Annotated in this window: 13 protein-coding genes and 1 pseudogene; 4 read left to right on the top strand and 10 right to left on the bottom strand. The window is 60.9% G+C overall.

Translation table 11 applies throughout. The annotated features are described in order from the left end of the window. Positions 1 to 2: 2 nt before the first annotated feature. Together BN5935_RS08425 and BN5935_RS08420 are read right to left on the bottom strand one after the other, a co-directional pair. Positions 3 to 1559, bottom strand: a complete 1557-nt coding sequence (locus BN5935_RS08425; RefSeq protein WP_064975716.1) for an Rne/Rng family ribonuclease — start codon at positions 1557 to 1559, stop codon at positions 3 to 5. A gap of 393 nt (positions 1560 to 1952) precedes the next feature. Next, positions 1953 to 2225, bottom strand: a complete 273-nt coding sequence (locus BN5935_RS08420) for an HU family DNA-binding protein (protein ID WP_019149670.1) — start codon at positions 2223 to 2225, stop codon at positions 1953 to 1955. Positions 2226 to 2579: 354 nt separating this feature from the next. Between BN5935_RS08420 and porX the strand changes: the two genes are divergently transcribed. The 4 genes and pseudogenes from porX (at position 2580) to BN5935_RS08400 (ending at position 6793) form a co-directional block, all read left to right on the top strand. Then, positions 2580 to 4130, top strand: coding sequence for a T9SS response regulator signal transducer PorX (gene porX / locus BN5935_RS08415; protein ID WP_064975715.1), 1551 nt, complete (start codon positions 2580 to 2582; stop codon positions 4128 to 4130). Further along, positions 4131 to 4547, top strand: coding sequence for a tRNA (adenosine(37)-N6)-threonylcarbamoyltransferase complex ATPase subunit type 1 TsaE (gene tsaE / locus BN5935_RS08410; RefSeq protein WP_064975714.1), 417 nt, complete (start codon positions 4131 to 4133; stop codon positions 4545 to 4547). 30 nt (positions 4548 to 4577) lie between these two features. Further along, positions 4578 to 4985, top strand: a complete 408-nt coding sequence (locus BN5935_RS08405) for an SRPBCC domain-containing protein (protein WP_064975713.1) — start codon at positions 4578 to 4580, stop codon at positions 4983 to 4985. Between the two features lie 418 nt (positions 4986 to 5403). Continuing rightward, positions 5404 to 6793 (top strand): annotated as a pseudogene (locus BN5935_RS08400) (FAD-dependent oxidoreductase). Positions 6794 to 6849: 56 nt separating this feature from the next. Here BN5935_RS08400 and BN5935_RS08395 read toward each other — a convergent pair. The 8 genes from BN5935_RS08395 to BN5935_RS08360 form a co-directional block, all read right to left on the bottom strand. Beyond that, positions 6850 to 10764 (bottom strand): two-component regulator propeller domain-containing protein, encoded by a 3915-nt coding sequence (locus tag BN5935_RS08395; protein WP_064975712.1) that lies wholly within the window; start codon positions 10762 to 10764, stop codon positions 6850 to 6852. A 223-nt stretch (positions 10765 to 10987) separates the two neighbouring features. Further along, positions 10988 to 12817 (bottom strand): glycoside hydrolase family 2 protein, encoded by a 1830-nt coding sequence (locus tag BN5935_RS08390; protein ID WP_082944067.1) that lies wholly within the window; start codon positions 12815 to 12817, stop codon positions 10988 to 10990. 193 nt (positions 12818 to 13010) lie between these two features. Then, the gene (locus BN5935_RS08385) at positions 13011 to 15206 is read right to left on the bottom strand and encodes a glycoside hydrolase family 3 N-terminal domain-containing protein (protein ID WP_064975710.1); all 2196 of its coding nucleotides are present in this window, start codon (positions 15204 to 15206) and stop codon (positions 13011 to 13013) included. A gap of 89 nt (positions 15207 to 15295) precedes the next feature. Further along, a complete protein-coding gene (locus BN5935_RS08380; protein WP_235821050.1) occupies positions 15296 to 17011 on the bottom strand; it encodes a PKD domain-containing protein in 1716 nt (571 codons plus the stop codon). Positions 17012 to 17029: 18 nt separating this feature from the next. Then, complete coding sequence (locus tag BN5935_RS08375; protein ID WP_064975708.1) at positions 17030 to 18382, bottom strand: PKD domain-containing protein; 1353 nt, start codon at positions 18380 to 18382, stop codon at positions 17030 to 17032. 12 nt (positions 18383 to 18394) lie between these two features. Continuing rightward, positions 18395 to 19870, bottom strand: a complete 1476-nt coding sequence (locus BN5935_RS08370; RefSeq protein ID WP_064975707.1) for a hypothetical protein — start codon at positions 19868 to 19870, stop codon at positions 18395 to 18397. Between the two features lie 2 nt (positions 19871 to 19872). After that, a complete protein-coding gene (locus BN5935_RS08365; RefSeq protein WP_235821049.1) occupies positions 19873 to 21324 on the bottom strand; it encodes a hypothetical protein in 1452 nt (483 codons plus the stop codon). 4 nt (positions 21325 to 21328) lie between these two features. Continuing rightward, entirely contained in the window at positions 21329 to 22318 is a 990-nt protein-coding gene (locus tag BN5935_RS08360; protein ID WP_064975705.1) for a DUF1735 domain-containing protein, read from the bottom strand. Positions 22319 to 22330 lie beyond the last annotated feature (12 nt).

Here is a 22330-nt window from a genome sequence, read left to right as displayed (position 1 = left end):
CCTTATTTCGTTATCAGGTCGTTGTCCTTCTTGTCGTGGTAATGCACCTCCACGATGCCGACGCTCTGGTCCTCGGCGATCTCGAGGCGCACCTTGTATTTCCACTCCCAGCGACGGCGCAGCGACAGCAGTCCTTTCCGGAGGAAGGCCGCCACATAGGGGCTCACCACCAGTTTGATGAACTTCTGCCCGCGGTCCTGCGTGAGGAACGATATCTGGTTTTCGATCTTCTTGTCCAGCAGCACCGTCGGCTCGATCTTGCCCGTGCCGTTGCACGTCGGACAAACGTCCGAAACGCTCTCGACGGCCACCGGGCGCACCCGCTGGCGGGTGATCTGCATCAGGCCGAACTTCGTCAGCGGCAGCACCGTGTGCTTGGCCTTGTCGGTGGACATCAGTTGGACCATCTCGTCGAACAGCGCCTGCTTGTTCTGCGCCTTGTGCAGGTCGATGAAGTCGATGATGACGATACCCCCCAAGTCGCGCAGACGCAGTTGGCGGGCGATCTCCTTCGCCGCGGCAAGGTTCACATCCATGGCGGTCTGCTCCTGATTGTCCTCGGCCTTGGTGCGGTTGCCCGAATTGACGTCGATGACGTTCATGGCCTCCGTGTGCTCGATGATGAGGTAGGCGCCGCGCTTCAGCGACACATACTTGGCGAACAGCGACTTGATCTGCTTCGAAATATCGAAGTTGTCGAAGATGGGTACGTTGCCCTTGTACAGCTTGACGATCTTCTCCTTCTCGGGCTCGATCTGGCGGATGTAGTTGCGGATGTCGTTGAACATCGCCTCGTCGTCGACGGCGATCTGCGAAAAAGAGCCGTTCAGCGAGTCGCGGATGATCGTGTTGGCCCGGTTCATCTCGCTCATCAACTGCGCCGGGGCCGACGCCGCATTTTTCTTGATCGCCGCGCAGGTCTTGCGCCAGCGGTCGATCTGGGTCTGGATGTCGTGCTCGATGTCCTCGTCCTTGGCCTCCATGGCCGCCGTGCGGATGATGACGCCGAAGTTCTTCGGCAGCACCGCCGCGGCGATGCGTTTCAGGCGCTTCTTCTCGTCCGCCGAGCGGATTTTCTGCGAGAGGAACACCTTCGAGGTGAAGGGAACCAGCACCACGTTGCGGCCGGCCAGCGAAATGTCGGCCGTCAGGCGCGGGCCCTTAGTCGAAATGGCCTCCTTGGCCACCTGAACCATGATCTGCTGCCCCACCTGAAGGTATTCGCCGATCTTCCCGGTCTTCTCGACAGGCTGCTCGAGCTTCATACTCTCGACCCGCAGGCCCCGTTTTCCGGGCTGCTGCGAGGCGACGAGCTTCTGCAGCGAGGGAAACTGCGTTCCCAAGTCGAGGTAGTGGATAAAGGCGTCTTTTTCGTGCCCTATGTTGACGAATGCCGCGTTCAGACCCGGCATGATCTTGCGCACCTTCCCGAGGTAGATGTCCCCTACGGCGAATCCCGTCTGGCACTGCTCCTTGTTGAGCTCGACGAGCACCTTGTCCTCGCACAACGCGATGGATATCTCGGTCGGGTTTACGTTAACGATTAATTCTCTGTTCATCTATCGTGTATCGCGCACCGGGGCTCCGGGCGCGGAGTGTGAAAATTAGTACTGGACCGCATTTTGGCGTGAAGTGGCGGCGAACTCCAATGGGAAAAATAGATGCCGGGAATCCCGGCCGGGGCGGGTATCGGAAAGCATCCGGCAAGCGGCGCGGACACATAAAACACCCTGAAAACTGAAAATCGCAAAAAAACAGGTAAAGCTAAAAGAACCCTGGGCCCCTTTAGCTTTATCTATCGTCTAGCACAAAGGTGCTACCCTGCTTATTTTTTCTTATGGCGGTTCTTACGAAGACGTTTCTTCCGCTTGTGGGTAGCCATCTTGTGACGCTTATGCTTCTTTCCGTTTGGCATAGTCCTTAGATTTTAGAGGTTCTTTATTTATCCGTGATTATTTCACCTTCGCTGCGAAGCTCTTGGCGGGCTTGAAAGCGGGGATGTTGTGCTCGGGAATGGTGATCGTCGTGTTCTTCGAGATGTTGCGGGCAACCTTCTTGGCGCGTTTCTTCACGATGAAGCTGCCGAATCCGCGGAGATACACGTTGTTCTTCTGGGTGAGCGACGTCTTGATGCTGTCCATGAAAGCCTCGACGATAGCCTGCACCTGCACCTTCTCAACGCCGGTGCTCTTAGCGATTTCGCTTACGATATCTGCCTTTGTCATATCTATATGATTTTAAATTAAGTTCTGCTCAATTCGGACTGCAAATATACGTTTTATTTACATATCCGCCAACAAACCGCATTATTTTTTCATTTTTTTCATGCGCCGCCGTAGTTCACACGCTCACAACACGATAACAAATACCGGGCAAATCCCGGACCAAAATCAAAATATTCTGCACCCTCGTATCAATACCTCCTGCGGCCGGCCCCGCCCGAAAAGATACAACACACTGCATACCAATGACATACTACACACCGAGAGATAAAACCGGCCCCGCGTCCAATAAACCGTGCGTATTTTGCGTTTGATAATAAAATCGTTAATTTTGCAAACTTTAATTCCGACAACGGTATGGTCAAAATACTCTGGGTGGACGACGAAGTCGAACTGCTGAAACCCCATGTGCTGTTCCTGCAGCAGAAGGGTTATGAAGTGGACACCTGCAACAACGGATACGACGCGATAGACATGGCCTCGGAAGGCGCCTACGACCTGATTATCCTCGACGAGATGATGCCCGGCATGACGGGGCTCGAAACCCTTCCCCAGATCAAGGAGGTGCGTCCCACGACCCCCGTGATCATGGTCACCAAGAGCGAGGAGGAGAACATCATGGACAAGGCCGTGGGTTCGAAGATCGCCGACTACCTCATCAAGCCCGTCAACCCCAATCAGGTGCTGCTCTCGATCAAGAAGAACGTTCACCAGCAGCAGCTCGTCACCGAGCAGACCACCGCCGACTACCGTTCGGAATTCGGGCGCATCTCCTCGTCGCTGCAAATGGCCGATACGTTTCAGGACTGGTGTTCGATCTACCGCAAGATCGCCACATGGGAGATCGAGTTGGGCGAATCCTCCGACCAGAGCATCAAGGAGGTGCTGGCCTACCAGAAAACCGAGGCCAATCAGGAGTTCTGCAAGTTCGTGCGCCGCAACTACTACAACTGGATCAACAAACGCGCGGACGACACCCCCGTGATGTCGCACACGCTCATGCGCACCAAGATCTTCCCCGTGGCCGACGAAAACCCGAAGACCACGCTGCTGCTGATCGACAACTTCCGTTACGACCAGTGGCGCTCGATCTCGTCGCTGCTGAGGGGTTATTACGACGTGGCGCAGGACGATTTCTACTGCGCCATCCTGCCCACGGCCACGCAGTATGCCCGCAATGCGATCTTCGCGGGGCTGATGCCGCTGGCCATCGACAAGCTGATGCCCAACAAGTGGCTCAACGACAACGAGGAGGGCGGCAAGAACCAGTACGAGGAGGAGTTCCTGAAGCGGCTGATGAGTCAGAACGGCAAGTCGTGGAAGTTCTCGTTCGACAAGCTCGTGCGCCCGGAGCAGGGCCGCAAGTTGGTGGACAATATACAAAAGGTCTACGACGCCGACTTCTCGGTGATCGTCTACAACTTCCTCGATATTCTCTCGCACGCGCGTACCGAGACCGACATCATCCGCGAACTGACCGAGGACGAAGCGGCCTTCCGCTCGCTGACGCGCTCGTGGTTCGAACATTCGGACCTCTACACCATCCTGCGCCTGTTGTCCGAGCGGGGCCACACGGTGGTCATCACCTCGGACCACGGCACCATCCGCGTGGACAACCCCGTGAAGGTCACGGGCGACCGCGAGACCTCGGCCAACCTGCGCTACAAGACGGGCCGCAATCTGGCCTACAACTCCCGCGAGGTGTACGAGATTCTCAAACCCGAGGACGTGCAGCTTCCGTCGAGCAACCTCACGTCGAGCTACATCTTCGCCTACAACACGGATTTTCTGGTTTACAACAACGACGCCAACCGCCACATCCGCTACTACCGCAACACGTTCCAGCACGGCGGCATCTCGATGGAGGAGATGATCGTGCCGTACATCGTTTTAAAGCCCAAGAAATAAATGAAAACCATTCACATCACCTCGCAGGACGAACTCCCGCAGGTCGCCGGGGCGGTCATCCGCTCGCTGGGCCGCCGCACGGTGGTGGCCTTCCGCGGCGAGATGGGCGCCGGCAAAACCACGCTCATCCGCGAGATCGCGGCCGAGCTGGGTGCCACGGACACCGTCACCAGCCCCACGTTCGCCATCGTCAACCAGTACAAGGGCGAGGGCAACCGCCGCATCCATCACTTCGACTTCTACCGCATCAACGACCTGCGCGAGGCATTCGACTTCGGGTACGAGGAGTACTTCTACTCGGGCGACCTCTGTCTGGTGGAGTGGCCCGAGAAGATCGAGCCACTGCTGCCCGACAACGTGATGACGGTGCGCATCACCGTCGACAGCGACACGGCCCGCACGTTCGAAATCGATTAATACACATCCCATCCGTCACAATCCTTAGAAATGCAAGAGTACACATCGAAACAACACCAGATTCTGCGTCCCGCGGAACAGATTTATGCGGTCATCAGCCGCTTCGACAACCTCACGCCGGCCGTCGCCGACCGGGTCGAGGAGTGGCAGGCCACGGAGGACACCTGCTCGTTCAAGGCCAAGGGCTTCACCGTCCGCCTCCGCATGGAGGAGCGCGAGGCGCCCAAACACGTCAAGATCGTAGGCGACGACGGAGGAATTCCGATGGATTTCGCCTTCTGGATTCAACTGCACAAGGTCTCGGAGACCGACACACGCATGCGGCTGGTCCTGCACATCGAGCTGAACATGATGATGAAGATGATGGTCGGCGGCAAGCTGCAGGGCGCCATCGACCAGATCGCCGAAGGCATCGCCAAAGCCATGCAGCAGGCGTAAGACGCCTGTTTTAGGGGCAACCATAGATTAAGAGCGCTTCTGATCCCAACCGCTGCTCCCGCAGGTGTAAGACGCCTGTTTTAAGGGCAACCACAGGCCAAAGCGTTTCTGATCCTAACCGCTGCTCCCGCAGGCGTAAGGCACTGCCCCTATACTTATAAATACGCCGCATTTTTTGCGGCGTATCTCTTTTTCCCATCCCCCGATCGGTCCCCGATATGGGCAATTCGGCCCGCGGGTGACCACCCCTGCCTCATTTTAATTATTTTTGTAAAAGGCGGTTTCCGCACGGAATTTGCCCGACGGGAATTTTCGCCAACATCTGCGGCGCTCCGGCCATTGTTCCGCGGCCGCGGAGTTACGACCTTTGCATTATAAACAGCGCCCGGGAGACCCGGAGTCCTAAATACGGAAAATTATGAAAAAGTATGATGCCGTCATCATCGGCTTCGGCAAAGGAGGCAAGACCCTCGCCGCCGAACTGGCCCAACACCAATGGAGCGTCGCCATGGTCGAACGCTCGGACAAAATGTACGGGGGAACCTGCATCAACATCGGCTGCATCCCGACCAAGGCCCTGATCCACAGCGCCGCCCTCGCGGCTGCCGGGCATCCGCTGACCGCAGACCAGCAGCGGGCCTACTACCGCGAGGCCGTCGCCTCGAAAACCGCGCTGGTCGGCCTGCTCCGCGACAAGAACTACCACAAACTGGCCGACAACCCCCTCATCGACGTCTACACGGGCGAGGGGCGTTTCCTCTCCCCGGAAACCGTCGAGGTGAAGACCGCCGACGGCACGCTGGAGATCGGCGGAAAACACATCGTCATCAACACCGGGGCCGAAACGGCGCTTCCGCCCATCCCGGGCATCGCCGAAAGCCGGCGAGTCTACACCAGCACCTCGATCATGGAGCTGGAACGCCTGCCGCAGCATCTGGTGATCGTAGGCGGCGGCTATATCGGACTGGAATTCGCCTCGATGTACGCCTCGTTCGGTTCCCGGGTCACGGTGCTCGAAGGATTCCCGGAGCTGATCCCCCGCGAGGACCGCGACATCGCCGCCGGCGTCCGCGAAGTGCTCGAAAAGCAGGGCGTCGAATTCCGGCTGAACGTCCGGGTGAACTCGTTCCGCGACACGGCCGAAGGCGTGATTGCCGCCGTCACGCAGGAGAGCGCCGACACCGCCGTCGAAGCCGACGCCGTCCTGCTGGCCACGGGCCGGCGGCGTCCTGCTGGCCACGGGCCGGCGGCCCGCCACCGCAGGGCTGAACCTCGCGGCGGCCGGAGTCGAAACCGACGAACGCGGCGCGATCCGGGTAGACGAACACCTGCACACCTCCGCGCCGAACATCTACGCCATCGGCGACGTCACGGGCGGACTCCAGTTCACCTACATCTCGCTCGACGACTACCGCATCATCCGCGACGAACTCTTCGGCGACGGTGGCCGCACCACGGCCAACCGGGGGCCGGTCCCCTACTCGGTCTTCATCGCCCCGCCCCTGTCGCACGTCGGGATGCACGAGGCCGAGGCCCGGAAAGCGGGGCTCGACATCCGGGTCACGAAGATTGCGGTTTCCACAATCCCCCGCGCCCGGATTCTGGGACCCGCGGAAGGGATTTTCAAAGCGGTGATCGATGCCGAAACGGACCTAATTCTGGGCTGTACGCTCTTCGGGCCCGAGTCGAGCGAGGTCATCAACACCGTCGCACTGGCCATGAAGCACGGCATCACGGCCCGCGAGCTGAGCAACTCGGTCTACACCCACCCGAGCATGAGCGAGACGCTCAACGACCTCTTCGCCTGACACGCAAAAGCCCCGCTTGTAAAGCGGGGCTTTTTTTCATCGCGGCCGGAGGTTCGTCAGGCGCCCTCCCGGCTCTCTCCGGGTGCCGCGCGGTATTCCGACGGCGTGCAGCCGAAGCGCGCCTTGAAGAGTTTGCCGAAATATTGCAGTGAATTGATGCCCACCCGGTCGGCGATCTCGGCGATCTTCAGCTCGGGACATTCGGCCAGCATCCGTGCGGCTTCGCGCAGGCGGATGCCTTGGATCAGTTCGGTGGGAGTCTGCCCGAAGACGCCCTTGATCTTGGCGAACAGCGCCGTGCGGCTCAGGGCCAGTTCGCGGCTCAGCATCCCGACACCCAGCGACTCGCTGTCGAGATGGTCGCCGATCAGCGCCAGCGTCTTGCGCACGAAAGCCTCGTCCATCGGATTGCCCGAAAGCGTCTCCGACGCGGGTCCGGAATTTCCTTCGAGGAATTTGCGCTGCAACAGCCGGCGGTTGCGCACCATGCCGTTGCACTTGGCCATCAGCACGTCCATGTCGAAGGGCTTCGAGACATAGTCGTCGGCGCCGCTTTCGAGCCCCGTGATACGCTGCTCGGGCGACGAGAGCGCCGTGAGCAGGATCACGGGAATGTGGCAGGTCCCGAAATCGCGCTTGACCGCCGCGCACAGCTCCGTTCCCGACATCCCGGGCATCAGCACGTCGCTCACGATCAGGTCGGGCTGCTCCTCGCGCGCCAGCCGCAGTCCCTCCTCGCCGTCGGGGGCCAGCGTCACGCGGTAATACTGCGAGAAGATGGTGCCGAACATGCTCCGCAGCTCGTCGTCGTCCTCGACGACCAGCAGGCGCGGCAGCTCCTCCGACCCCGGAATCCGTTCGGGAGCGGGCAGATAGTCGGCCACGGGTGCCGGACGGGGATATTCCTGCTTTTCGACCACCTCGACGTTGGAATTGCCGCTGAAATCGGGATTCAGCAGGAGCGTCACCGTGAAGGTCGAGCCCACGCCCACCTCGCTCTCGACACCGATCCCTCCGCCGTGCAGTTCGACGATGCCTTTCGAGAGGGCCAGCCCGATGCCGACCCCGGCGTCCTGCGTGTCGGCCTCGTTGTGGTAGAAGCGTTCGAAGATCGCCGCGAAGAACTTCTCCTCGATGCCGTGGCCCGTATCGGCCACCTTCACCACGGCCTGCGCGTCGTCCGCCGCGAGCGTCACCGTGATCCGGCCGCCCCGGTCGGTATGCTTGAATGCGTTGCTTATCAGGTTGTAGAAGACTTTCTGCAACTGCACGGGGTCGAACGGCAGCTCCAGCCGCGCCATCCCGGGCACATAGTCCAGCTCCACCCCGCGGATGCCGCTGTACTCCTCGAAGGTGCCGCACACCTCGGCCAGATAGGCCACCAGATCCTGCCGGCTCACCTTGAGCGACATGTATCCCTGCTCCTGCTTGCGGAAGTCGATCAGCTCGTTGACCAGATCGCGCAGCCGCAGGGCGTTGCGGCGGACGCTCATCAGGTAACCTTTCAGCACCCCCGGCAGCTCCTGCCGCGCCAGCAGGTCCAATTGTCCCTGAATCAGCGTCAGCGGCGTGCGGAACTCGTGCGAAATGTTGGTGAAGAAGACCAGTTTCCACTGCGTGATGCGCTCCTGCTGCTCCCGGGCCATACGCTCCATGGCCAGCGACTGCTCCAACTGCTTTTTCGTGTAGTAGTAGCGGACCACCCACGCCGTGATGAGCATAATCAGCAGCACATAGAGGATGTAGGCGAAGATGCTGGCGTAGAACGGCGGGTAGACCCGGATGTCGAGTTCGATGCGCCCGCCGCCGTCGAGCAGGCGGGTCGGACGGCTCTGCACGGCCAGTTGGTAACGCCCCGGCGGGAGGTTCATGTAGCGGATGTTATTGCCCGGCAGCGGACGCCACGCCTCGTCGTAGCCGATGAGCTTGTACTGATAGTCGCCGAGGTTGAAATCCGCGGCGTTGTCGGTCCCGAAAGCGATGTCCACGATGTTGTATTTATGTCCCAGCGAAATCGACTTCGTGTAGGCCATCGCCTCGTCCAGAATGCCGGTCCGGTCGCCGGCCCGCACGGGATGCTCGTTCACCGAGAGCGACGCGAAGAATAACTGCGGCACACGCCCGGCACGGACGAGGTCCTGCCCCGTGAACGACACGATGCCGTCGACGCCGCCCGCCAGCATCTCGTCCCCCTCGCCGCGCCACAGGCAGCCGTTCTCGAGCGACAGCAGCGGAAATCCGTTGCGGATGTTGAAATTCTCGCTGCGGAGACTGTCCGCATCGACCAGCGACATCCCGGCATTGGTCCCGAAGACCATCAGCCCCGAGGGGGTCTGCGCAATGGAGCTCACATAGTCGCTCGCAATGCCGCAGGCCGCCCGGTCATAGGTCACGAACTCCTTCCGGTCGCGGTCGAACAGCAGCGCCCCGCCGCGGGTCGTCCCGACCCATGCCCGTCCGCGGTCGTCGCGGAACAGCGAGGTCACCATGTCCTGCTGCACGACGCGGTTGAAATAGAGCTGGTAAAGACCCGCCTCGTCGCGGCGGTAGACCCTAAAATTCACCTGCCCCGTCACCACATAGAGCCACCCGTCGCCGCCGCTCAGCACGTTGAACACCCGCTGCTGGTTCAGGATGCGCTCCGCACGGCGGGTCCTCATGTCGATGCGGTAAACCCCGGCATAGGTCCCGGCGTAGATCGCATCGCCCTCGCGCGAAAGGCTGTGGACGATCTCGATATTTTCCAGCCCGCCGCCCTGATCGGTGATCTTCAGGCGTTCGAAACGCCCCGAAGGAATGTCGTAGACGCAGACGCCGCCCATGAACATTCCCAGCCACAACTGGTCGCGTTCGGCGTCGTAGCGGATGCTCTTGACGTTGTTGCTCGGGATGCCGCTGTTGCCCATGTTGAAGAAGCGTCCCCGGCGGCGCGCACGGTCGTAGAAGTAGAGTCCCTTGTCCGAGGTTCCGGCCCAGAGGTCGCCGCGGCGGTCGAGCGTCACGTCGGCGACGATGGTCCACGTCGTGTCCTCGCCCTCGATCGGGACCACGCGGAACAGCGCCTCGTGGGGATGGAAATAGGAGATTCCCGTATAGAACGACCCGAACCAGATCGCACCCCGGCGGTCGCGCATGATGCACTCCACCGTCAGGTTGCGCATGCCGTAAAGCGGATTATCCGAACGTCCGAAGTGATAGAAACGGTCCGACGCGGGGTCGTAGCAGTCCAGTCCGAACATCATGCCGATCCACATCCGGCCCTCGCTGTCCTCGCAGATACAGCGCACATAGTTGTCCGCCAGCCCCTCGGGATGGCGCGGATCGTGGACGAAACGCCGCACGCCGCCCCCGGCGTCGAGGCGGTAAAGCCCCTCGCTGCGGGTGCAGACCCACAAATCGCCGCGGCTGTCCTCGAACAGACTGCTGATCTTCGAGGCCGTCGGGAGGATGCACTCCGCCGTGCCGCGTTCATCGAGGCGGTATAAACCCGAATGGAGCGTCCCGACATAGAGCACGCCCCCGGCCGTGCAGGCCAGCGCCGAGACCTCGCTCATCGGGGGCAGCAGCAACTGGCTGCATTTCCCGTCAGGCGAGGCGACCACGATGCGGTCCCCGGCGGCGGCATAGACGCGGCCCCCGCGGACCGTCGCGGCCGAAATCGAACGGCTGTCGAGCAAAGAATCGGTGAAGAGCGGCCGGAAGGTCTCCCGCCGCAGGTCGTATTCGACGATATTGCGAAGCTGGTAGAAATAGATCAGGCCGTTCTGCTCGCCGTAGATGCCCTTGACGTTCATCGGGCGGAACAGCTCCGCGGCACCTTCGGACATCAGCGGCTCCTCGGTCTGCAATCCGCGGTAGCGGACCACGCCGCCGACGCCCGCGGCCCAGATCGTGCCGTTCTCGTCCTGATAAAGGGTGGTTACGTTGGTTTGGTTGAAACCCTCACTGATGCCCAAGTGTTTAAATACCATTTGAGCCGGAGGCGCGGCGGCAGTCGCCGGGGGGGGGGAAATTCCAGCTCAGAAACAGCAAAAAGAGGATCAATTTACGCATACTCGGTTTCTCTATCCATCCGACAAGATACGAAATTTCGGGAAATTTTCGATATCGGGAACGAAAAAAAGCCGCCCGGAATTACCGGGCGGCGAATCGCTGCCGGGACTGACGTACAAAGCGCATGTCCCGGCACCGATTTTATTGGTACTGCTTCTCCAACTCGTCATACCAGCGCTGCATGACGAAATAAGCCTTCTTTTTGCCTCCCTGATCCGAAACGAGCCCCTTGCGGTTGAAGTCGTCCTGAATGCCGACCATCTGGCGGCGCGGCGAACGGAAATCCTTCAGCACCCACGGCGTGGTCCCGGCCAGCCCGGGCATCCGCTTGAACATGTCGACGCTGCGCTCGTAGAGGTCCTCCATGTACTCCTCGGTGAAACGCTCCGTGCGTTCGCCGTGACGGCCGTAAACCGCCCCGCCGCCGAACTCCGAAATGAAGACCGGCTTTTCGAGGTCGAAAGTCCAGTTCACCCGGTCGCACTTCTCCGACTCGCCGTCGTACCAGCCGACATACTGGTTGAAGCTGATAAGGTCCACCAGATCGGCCAGATCGTCCTTCACCGTCAGCAGGTCGGGCTTCAGGCGGGTCTTCTCCATGGCGGCGCTCACCAGCCGGGTGTCGTCCATGCTGCGGGCCTTGGCGATGAGCGACCGCAGGAATTTCAGGCGCGCCTCGCCGTGCGGGGTTTCGTTGGCCACCGACCAGATCACCACGTTGGCGCGGTTCTTATCGCGCGTAATCATGTCCGCCAACTGCGCCTCGGCATTGGCATAGGTCGCGGGATTCTCCCACTGGATCGTCCAGTAGACCGGAATCTCCGACCACACCATCAGCCCCATCTCCTCGGCCGCACGGACCATCGCCTCGTTGTGGGGATAGTGCGCCAGCCGCACGAAGTTGCAGCCCATCTCCTTGGCCCATCCCAGCAGGATGCGGGCCTGTTCTTCGGAGAAAGCGCGGCCGCTCATGCCGTAGGGCGCCTCCTCGTGGATCGACACGCCGCGGCAGAATACCTCTTTGCCGTTGAGCAGAATCTTCGTGCCCCGGGTTTCGATCGTGCGGAAGCCGATGCGGTCATTCACCGAGTCGGTCTCGGCGGCGATCCGCACGGCATAGAGTTTCGGATTCTCGGGCGACCAATAGACCGGTTTGGCTTTCATTTCGAACGCCGCATAACCGTTGGCGTCGGTCGTGACCCGTTTCGATATTTTCAGTTCGGGAATCTCCACCGTCACCGTCTGCTCGGCCTCGGCGCCGTCGAGCTGCACCCAGCCGGCGATCACCTGCGGCTCGCCCTTTTTCAACTGCACCGAATAGTCGCGGATGAAGGTCAGCGGCGTCTCGACGATCATAACGCTGCGCGTCAGCCCGCCGTAATTCCACCAGTCGGAGTTGAGCGTCGGGACGCCCTCGGCCAGCCGCTTGTTGTCGACCTTCACCACCAACGAGTTCTGCCCCTCCCGCACCTTGTCGGTGATCTCGAAGTTGAAGGGCGTGTAGCCGCCGACGTGCTTACCGATCTTGCGGCCGTTCAGTCCCACGATCGTTTCGTAGTTCGCGGCCCCGAAATAGAGGAACGCGCGTCGGTCCGTGCGGGGCTTGTAGTCGAACAGGTTGCGGTACCAGACCGTACCCTCGTAGTAGTAGAGCTGGGGACGCTGGGTGTTCCAGTCGCCCGGCACGAGCAGCGTGCGGTCGGTGTTGAAATTGTACTCGAAGAGCTTGGTGCGGTCCTTGTCGAAATCGTCGTCGGCAAAGTAGGACATAGCGTCTTTCAGCGGTTTGCGGCGATAGTCGTAGTAGCCGTTCTCATACGGGTCGACGATCGTTTTCCAGAGTCCATCGAGCGACATGGTTTCGCGGTCGGCGACGTTGACGATCTGCGGTGCGGGAGCCTCCTCCCCCGCCGCCGCGGGCAGCGCCGCACAGCATCCTGCCAGCACCAGAATTGATAGTAGGTTCTTCATAATTTTCAAGTTATATAATTCATGCCCCAATCGCTGTCGACCGCCGTTCCTGCCGCCTTTGGCGTCATTTGCAAATCTGACCCCACCCCAACCCTCCCTCAGGGAGGGAGATGGCGTACATTGCGCCCGGTCGGGGCACGGACAATCCCGGACTTTCAACTGTCGGCCGATACTGCGTAGGTTCGCAAAGTTACTAAATCAGTTCGAATTTCACTTTCTGCCCGTTCACATGCAGGTAGAACGTGCCGTTCTCCAACAGCCGCTTACCCGTGTGGTCGGGGAACGACAGGTCGCGCTCGGGGTCGATCTCGAAACGGAACACGCGGCTTTCGCCCGCCGGGATGAACTGCTTCTCGAAGTATTTCAGTTCACGCACAGGGCGCGATATCGAGGCCGTCGGGTCCGAAAGAAACCACATCACGGTCTCCTTGCCGTCCATCGCCCCGCCGTTGGTCCCCTCGACCTCGGCCGTCAGCCGTTCGCCGCGGCGCAGGGTCTCGCGGTCGAGCCGCACCGTCCCGTAATCGAACGTCGTGTAACTCAGCCCGTAGCCGAACGGATACATCGGCTCGTGCTGCAGGTTCTGGTAACGCCCCGACTTGGGACGCGCCGCCTGCCGCTGGTTGTAGTAGACGGGCTGCTGCTCGGCGCAGACCGGGAACGTAATGGCCAGACGCCCCGAGGGGTTGACCTTGCCCGAAAGCAGTTGCGCCACGGCGCTGCCGCCCTCGGTCCCCGGCTGCCAGATTTCGACCAGCGCGTCGGCCGCAGGCTCGATGCCGCGCACGTCCACGGGACGCCCCGACGAGAGCAGCACCACGACGGGCCGTCCCGTGCGGGCCATTTCGCGCACGAACTCCTCCTGAATCGCCGGCAGCGCAAGGCTGGCTCGCGAGGCGTTCTCGCCGCTCCAGTTGCGCTTCTCGCCCATGCAGAGCACCACCAGATCGGCCCCGCGGGCCGCGGCCGCGGCCCGGGCGAACTCCGAACGGTCCTCGCCGTCGAAATCGCACCCTTTCACATAGTCGATCCGGGCCTTTCCGGCAAACTCGGCCTTCACGCCCTCGAGGATCGTCACCACGTCGTCGGCCTCGCCCTGCCCCCACCACGAGCCCATCAGGTCCGCGCGGTTGTCGGCCATCGGGCCCATCAGCGCGATGCGCCGCACATCGCCCACGACGGGCAGCGTCTCGCCCCGGTTCTTCAGCAGCACCATGCTCTCGGCCGCCAGTTCACGCGCCGCGGCGCGCGCTTCGGTCGAAAGGTAACGCTGCTGGTCGGGCAGCTCCTCGATATAGGGGTTCTCGAACAGCCCGAGGCGGAATTTCACACGCAGGATGCGCCGCACGGCTTCGTCCAGCACCTTTTCCGGCACCCGTCCGCTGTTGACCAGCTCCTCCATGTTCTCCCGGTAGACATCGTCCACCATGTCCATGTCCAGCCCGGCCGTGATCGCCTTGGCCGCAGCCTCGGCGCGGTCGGCGGCCACGCCCTGCGCGACGAGCTGCTTCACGGCGTCCCAGTCCGAGACCACGAGGCCGTCGAAGCCCCACATCCCGCGCAGGATGTCGGTCATCGTGTAGCGGTTGGCCGACGCGGGTACGCCCGAAATGTCGTTGAAGGCGCTCATCACCGTCGCGGCGCCGGCCTTCACCCCCATTTCGAACGGCGGGAGCGCCGTATCCCACAGCGTCTGCGGGGAGATTTCGGTGTAGTGATAATCGCGGCCTCCGTCGGAATGGGCATAGCCCACGAAATGTTTCAGGCAGGCGGCGATCGCTCCGCCGTCCGTCAGGTCGTCGCCCTGATAACCCTTCACCGCCGCGACACCCATCATCCCGTTCAGGTAGGGGTCTTCGCCGTAACCCTCCGACACGCGGCCCCAGCGGGCGTCGCGCGCCACGTCGACCATCGGCGAAAAGGTCCAGTGCACGCCCGACAGCCGCGATTCGCGCGCCGCGATGCGGCACGACTCCGCGACCAGCGCCTCGTTCCACGAGCAGGCCTGCCCCAGCGGAATCGGGAAGATCGTGCGGTAGCCGTGGATCACGTCGAAGCCGCACAGAATCGGAATCCCGAGCCGCGACTCCTCCACCGCCTTGCGCTGAATCCGGTTGTAATACGCCGGACTGGTGCTGCGGTAGAGCAGCGAGCCGATCATCGGGCTCACGGCCTTGGTCTGGGTCTCGACGTTATTGACGTTCATGTTCTTTCCATAGGTCCACTGCGTGACCTGCATCACCTTCTCTTCGAGCGTCATGCGTCCCAACAGGTCCTCCACGCGGTCTTCGACTCCCGCCGCGGGGTCCCTGTAGACCTCCCGGTCGGAACATCCCGCCAGACCCGCCGCCGCCACGAGCAGCCACAGGGCGATTGCTTTTCTGTTCATCGTAACTAATGTGCCTTTTTTTGTTGAGTCATAAAACGGCCTCCGCCCGTCACAGGACGGAGGCCGCAAAGGGTCGGGTATTCTCCCGCTTATTCGAGGAACTCGAAATCGTCGTAATAGACGGTTCGGTTGTTGGTCACTTCGTCGCGGCCACTCACGCCATCGCCATTGAAGTTCGACAACGGACGGAACTGTACGGTCGTGATATTCCCGAAATTCGTCACGGCGCTACCGTTGTCCGTTTGATATCCGCAGTCGATCAGGTCGTAAACAAGCACGTTCCAGTCATCAGTCTTGATCAACGCCTTCCAGTCTTCCGCAGTCATCGAGCTTGTGAACGGCTGTCCGTTGATCTTGCTGGGCAGCTTGTTCTTCTTACCGTTGGGCAGCGTATTGATCTGCATATGCGGATAATAGAGATTCTTTCCAAGGTAAACCTTCACGCGGATTGCCCGGTATTTTGCCCGGTCGGTCAGATGCGAGAATCCCATGTCGAAGAATCCGGAGGTTGGGCTTTCTTTCAGCAACAAATCGCGGAGCACCTTGTTGCTGGGGTTGGTAGCCGTTTTGTAAGGATTCTCTTGCAAAGTCGTGCCCTCTATCGCAGCGTTTCCGTTGATAAAATGCCCGGGCATTACATCGCGCTTCTCGAAATTCTCGAACATATAGCCGGCACCCGCTTCGCTCACCTCGACCGTCCACGAGGCGGTTTTCTCCTCGCCCTTGGCGTTCTTGCCCTTATAGGTCACGGTAAAGGTTCCCGTGGCGTCGAACGTATGCCTGAACTCCGCAGTCGCCGACACCACGTCGCTGCCGACCTTCCACTCGTGCACGAGGCCCGTTCCGCCGCCCTTCACCGTCGCCGTGATGACCACCTCGTCACCCGCGGCACTCCGGAGCGTCGAACCGTCGGCCTTCGAAAACTCGATCTCCAACGGTTTCTCCTCGACCCCGACCGTCCACGACGAAGTTTTTTCCTCGCCCTTGCCGTTCTTGCCTTTATAAGTCACGGTAAAGGTGCCTACCTCGTCGAACTTCCGCTTGAACTCCGCAGTCTCCGAAGCCACATCGTCGCCGACCTTCCACTCGTGGACGATGCCCGTTCCGCCGTTCTTCACCGTCGCCGTAATAGCGACCTCGCTGCCCTGCACGCAGGGGATCGTGGCATCGGTCACCGAGAATTCGATCTCCAGCGGCAGTTCGTCGACCGTCACGGTCCATTCACGGTTCACCGACACCTCGTCGGCATTCACGCCGCGGTAGGTCACCGTGTACGACCCCATCCGGTCGAACGTGTGCTTGAACTCGGCGGTCGAGGAAACGACATCGCCGCCGACCTTCCACTCGTGAACGACATCCTTGTCCCCGGCCACGACCGTGGCCGTGATGAGCACCTCCTCGCCCGGCAGGCAGGAGATGGTCTCCTCCTCGTTCGAGAACTCGATCCCGAGGGGCGAGCCCTCGACCGTCACCGAATAGTCCTTCTCGACCTTTCCGACCGTGTTCGAAGCCTCGAAATGCACGTCATAGGTGCCTTTGGCCCGGAACACATAGGTCATCGAGGCCGTCGAGGCCATCAGTTTTCCGTCGACGAACCAGTTGCAACTGAGCGGCCCGGGACTCTCGATCACCGCCTCGAAACGCACGGCGTCGTCGACATAGGCCGACACGGCGGATTCCGTGACGGGGAAGGTCACCTGCGGCATGACGGCCGGCTGCTCGCCCGTCGTGTCGTCGTCGCCGCATCCCCACAGCGCAGTTAGTCCCATCAGCAGGACGGCCTGCATCCAAATTATCTTTTTCATCGTTTTTCGCATTTCAGGTTACTCTAAGAACTCGATATCGTCGATATACACCGTGCGGGTGTTGGTTTCGGTCACGGCTCCCGAGGCGATATTGCTGCCGTTCTCCTGCAGCAGCGGACGGAACGTCAGATTCTTCGTCGCATCGAGGTTCGAACCGAACCGGTACTCCAGCACCTCCCACTCGTCCTTGAACTGCGGCTTGCTTACCGAAGCATACTTGGTTCCGGCGTACTCCACACGGGGATAATACTTGTTCTTGCCCAGATAGACCTTGAACCGGATGCCCGTGTACTTCGTCACGTCGATCTTGTCGACCGGGATATCCTTCAGCTTCAGGTCGAAATAACCCGACGTGCCGCCCGTACCGTTCACCTTGTCGCTGAGTACCTTCAGGCTGGTATTGATACCCTCGGGCTTGGGGTTGTCGGCCAGTTGGATACCCGGATCGTTCTGTTTCAGGGTCCACCACTTGGGCAGCTCGGTATAATCCTCGAAATGCTCGAAGAGCGCACCCGACGGCACGATCGTCACAGTCCATGTGCGGTCCACGGTCTCATTCTTGGAGTTCACGCCGTGGTAGGCGATCGTGTAGGGACCTCCGTTCTCGAACGCCCGGCTGAACACGGCATCGGTCGAGACCGTCACACCGTCCACCTTCCATTCGTGCTGCACGCCCGTGCCGCCGTATTTCACCGTGGCGATGATCTCCACGACAGCTCCCTCCTTGCAGGGGATCGTCGCGTCCTCGTTCGAGAAACTGATCTCCAGCGGGCGCTCCGTGGCCTGCACCTCGAAACTCTTTTGGAAAGTTCCCGTCGCATTCTTACCCGTGTAGGCCACGGTGTAGACCTTGGCTTCGGGCAGGTCGAACGTGTCGAAATAAGCCTTGTCCGACTTCACCACGTTATCCACTTTCCACTCGTGAGTGACGTTCGATCCGGCGTCGACGATGGCCATCACTTTCAGGATGTCGAGCTGCCGGCGCACGATGCGCGTCGAGTCGCCCACCGAAAGGTGCATCTCCAGCACGTCGGAGACCTCCACGGCATAGCTTTTCTCGATCTTCCCGGCGCCGTTGCGGGCCTCGAAGCGCACCTCGTAGTCGCCCGGGGCGCTGAAGGTATAGGTCATTCCGGGGGTCGAGGCTTCGAGCGTCCCGTCGACATACCATCCGCAGGTGAGTTTGTCGCCGCTCTCGATGTCGGCCCGGAACTCCACCGGATCGCCGACGACGGCCGTCAGCGAGGTCTCCTGCACCGGGAACGTTACCTGCGGCGCAGTGTGCTGCAGCGGGGTCACATCCTCCTCGCAGCCCCACAGCGCCACGATGCCCAGCAGCAGAATTATTTTTGATTTCAACAGGGTTTTCATAATCGGTCGGTTTTATTGCGCATCGTAAAAGCGGGTCAGTTGATAGACATTGCCGTTCAGCTCCTCCATGTTGTCCAGCAGGGGCGAATAGTACTGGAAATCCCAAGTCACCATGCCCTTGTTCGAGTCGCGGTTCGAGGGGTCGGTGTTCGGGTTCTCGGGATCGTTGTCCTGATAGGTGAACCAGTGCCAGCCGACGCAAACCTTGCTCTCGATGAGTTTCAGCACGAAATTCTGGTAGAAATAGCCGCGCTCGGCCTGCGTGCGGACGTTCCATCCGGCGCCGGTGGTGTTCGGCAGCTCCGAATCCTCGCCCTTGGTGTAGAACTCCGTCACGAAGAACGGCTTCCCGGACCACGCGCCCCAGTTCTGCACGGCCTGTGCATCGGGCTCCCATTTCTGATAGTGGTTGATCGAGAGGATGTCCATATACTTGCCGGCGGTCTTGAACATTTCGTCGTTCACCAGTTCGTAGTTCCACTGATTGAAGCGGCAGCCCAGATAGAGGTGGTTGGGATCGTACTTTTTGATCGCCTTGGTCACCTTCTCCAAATAGATCTCCAGACAGTAGGCGATGAAAGCCCGGCGGTCGGCGGCCGTAGCTTCGGAGAGCTTCGCCCCGGTCTTGCCCTTGCGCTGGTCGAGCCACTCCTGAGCCTTCTTGTGGTTGATGTGCGTCTCGGGCCACTTCTCCAGACAGCGGTCCAGCGCATAGTCCTTCCACGGAATCTCATTGTCCGTGAAATAGCCGATGCAGTAGGGATCGTCCTTGTACTTGGAGATGGTCGAGATCTCGCTCTCGACATACTCGTCGAACTTGGGGTGGAAGACCATCGCAAAGTCGTTGGGATAACCCTCCCAGCCCGACCAGCTCGCCCCGGCCTCTTCGCCCGAGGATTTGATGTAGCTGTTGAGCTTGCCCATCGGACTGACGATCACCGTGTAGGGCATCGGCTCGGTGAGCTTGCGCACGGTCTCCACGTTGGACCACGCACCCAGTCCGTTGAACCCGCGGGCCTTGAGCATCGAGGTCTCCTGACGGGCCCACTCCGAGGTCGACCCGAACTTCTCCTGCAGCTTGGCCTGCTGACGGTCCGAACCGCCGGCGCTGAACACGGCCACGCCCTTGCAGATGTAGAGGTTGCCTTCGGGGGTTATCATCCACCAGCGTCCGCCGATCTGCTGCGTGCGGAAAAAGCCGGTCGCCTGCAGCGAGGAGACTTTCCAGCCGCCGTACTTGTCGGTGACGGGGTCTTCGCCGGGCGTAAAGCCGTGGATGCGGTCGACCGTGTAGGCGAGGTAGTCGCCCCATGCCGAGGTCTTGTTCTTGCGGGCGCGCACCTCGTGGGGCGGTTCCACGTCCGAAGGCGTGTCGCCCCCGTCGGAGGGATAAACCTCGGGCAGCGCATAGGTCTTGTCTTCCGTACAGCCGGCGGCCAGCAGTGCGGCGGCTGCGATCAAAAGCAGGTATTTCAGCGATTTATTCATGGCTATTTGGTCGTTTTTCGGTTTTCTTCAGCCTTCTCCGCGTCCAGATGGCGGATCAGCCGGTAGGTGCAGTCGTTCAACTGCTTCATCTCGTCCAACAGTACGGTGTAAGGCTCGAAGGCCCAGTTGACCACACCTTTGTTCGAATCGCGGTTCGAGGGGTCGGTCTTCAGGTTTTGGGGATCGTTGTCCATGTAGGTGAACCAGTGCCAGCCCACGCAGTTGCCGCTGCGCAGCAGCTCCGTCACGAAATTCTGGTAGAACCAGCCGCGGTCGGCCTGCGTGCGGACGTTCCATCCGGCGCCGGTGTTGTTGGGCAGCCCCGAATCCTCGCCCTTGGTGTAGAACTCGGTGATGATGAACGGTTTGCCCGACCACTTCTCCCAGTTGGCCATCCACGCGGCGTTGGGTTCCCACAGCCGGTAGTGGTTGATCGAGATCACATCCATGTACTTGCCGGCCACGGCGAAGATCTCCGGACTGGCCATCTCCTGATGGTGCTGGTTGAAGCGGCAGCCCAGATAGAGGTGGTTGGAGTCGTACTTGCGGAGCGCCTCGGTGACCTTGCGCATGTAGGTGTCGAAATAGAAGGCCTGAAACGCCTTGCGGTCGGCATCGGTGATCTCACCCGCCGGAGCGTCCTTCACGCCCTTGCGCTCGTCATACCACTTGCGGACGGCGATGTAGGCATCCTCGTCGTGCGCCAGCAGCGTCAGGTGGCGGTCCAGCGCGTCGTTGACCCACGGCAGCTCGTTGTCGGTGAAATAGCCCAGCAGGTACTTGTCGTCCCGGTATTTGGCGATGGGCGCGATAGCCCGGTCGATCACGGCGTCGAACCCCGGATCGAAGACCATCGCCAGATCGAAGCGGTAACCCTGCCATCCGGCCTGCTTGTACTTGCCGCCGAAGTGCCTGCGGTGCTGTCCGCGGTACATGCCCATCGGGTTCACGATCACCGTGTAGGGCATCGGATGCTCCGACTCGCGGACCGTGTTCACGTCCGACCACGCGCCCAGCCCGTTGAAACCGTAGCGGCGCAGCATCTCCTGCTGGTCGGCGGCCCATGCCGCGGGCGTTCCGAACTTCTCTTCGAGGGCCTTCTTCTGGCGGTCCGAACCGCCCGTCGTAAAGACGGCCACGGCTTTATGGATGTAGGGCCATCCCTCGGGATCGATCAGCCACCAGCGGTCGCCGATCTTCTGCGTGCGGAAGAACCCGGTAGCCTCCTGCCGGTCGACCATCCAGCCGCCGTAGACGCTCTGTCTGGGGTCGCTTTTCCGACAGTTGAAACCCGGAAGGCGGTCGACGGTCTTCGCCTCGTAGCTCTTCCACTCGGGCTTCTGCGCATTCTCCCGGGCCTCGACCTGCCGGTACTCCGGAGCCTTGGCCGCGAGGCTTCCGACGGCCAGCACAGCGGCCGCCAGAAGCGTCAGTCTGTTCATGAGTCGTTTCATACGGCTATTCGTAGTTACCGGAGTTCTCGTCCTGCCACTCGTTCACGCCGTCGCGCACGCGGTTGCGGAACGTCAGCGTATCGGTGGCGTGGTAGGTCAGCCCCTCTTTTACATACTTGTACTTGAGGTAAATCCTGCGGTTCTGCAACAGCTTGGCCCGGTTGAACGAGCAGTCGCCGTCGGCCTCGACCGCATAGTCGGCGCCGTCCGCGGCACTCACCGTGATCGCCCCGCTTTCGCCCTGCGTCAGCGTAAGCTGGGCTTTCGAGCCGTTCAACTCGCCGCCCACGGCGTTGGCCGTCAATTCAAACGGCGCCACGGTGGTCAGCGTCCAGACGCGCGTCTCGGGCTGCGGAACGGTCGTGTAATAGGCTATGCGGTTGACCTCCGCGCCCGAAGCGTCCGTCACGACGGTCTCGCCGCCGTGCCAGTAGTTGCCGAAGAGCATGTTCTCGTACCGCACGCCGATCACCGAGGTGGCTTTGTCGGCCATCAGGTCGGTGCCGTTGCCGTCGGTCAGGCGCAGGGGAATCACATATTTGGGCAGCGTGCGCGAAGCGTCGGCGAGGAACTTCACCGAGTCGATCTTGATGAAGATCTGCCCCAGATGCGAGCCCTGACGGATCGTCACACGGCCGTCGGTGCCGCCCTCGGGCAGCAGCTTATACTCCTCGGCCGACAGCGCTTCGAGCGAACCGAGCGGCTTGGTGAGGTTCTGGATGTAGGAGAAGACGTGGGTCTTCATCGCCTGCAGCGTGGCGTCGCTGACCAGCGAATAGTCGATCTCGAAACTGATCGGACGGTCCACGGAGTTCTCGATCGTGCCGCCCAGCGCCACGCCCGTGGAGAACTTCATGCCCTCGCCCACGATGACCGAGCGGACGTCGGTCTGGTTGGCAAAACCCACGGCCTGCGTGTCGTTATCCTTTACATAATCGTCGTAACACGATGTCAATGCGCAGGTTGCAGACAATATAAACAGGTATTTTTTCATTGTCTTACTGTT

Origin of the sequence: Alistipes provencensis, from assembly GCF_900083545.1 — a bacterium.
Taxonomy (GTDB): Bacteria; Bacteroidota; Bacteroidia; order Bacteroidales; family Rikenellaceae; genus Alistipes; species Alistipes provencensis.
The sequence above is the reverse complement of the archived record's forward strand: the minus strand, read 5'-3'. Positions and strand labels throughout refer to the sequence as shown.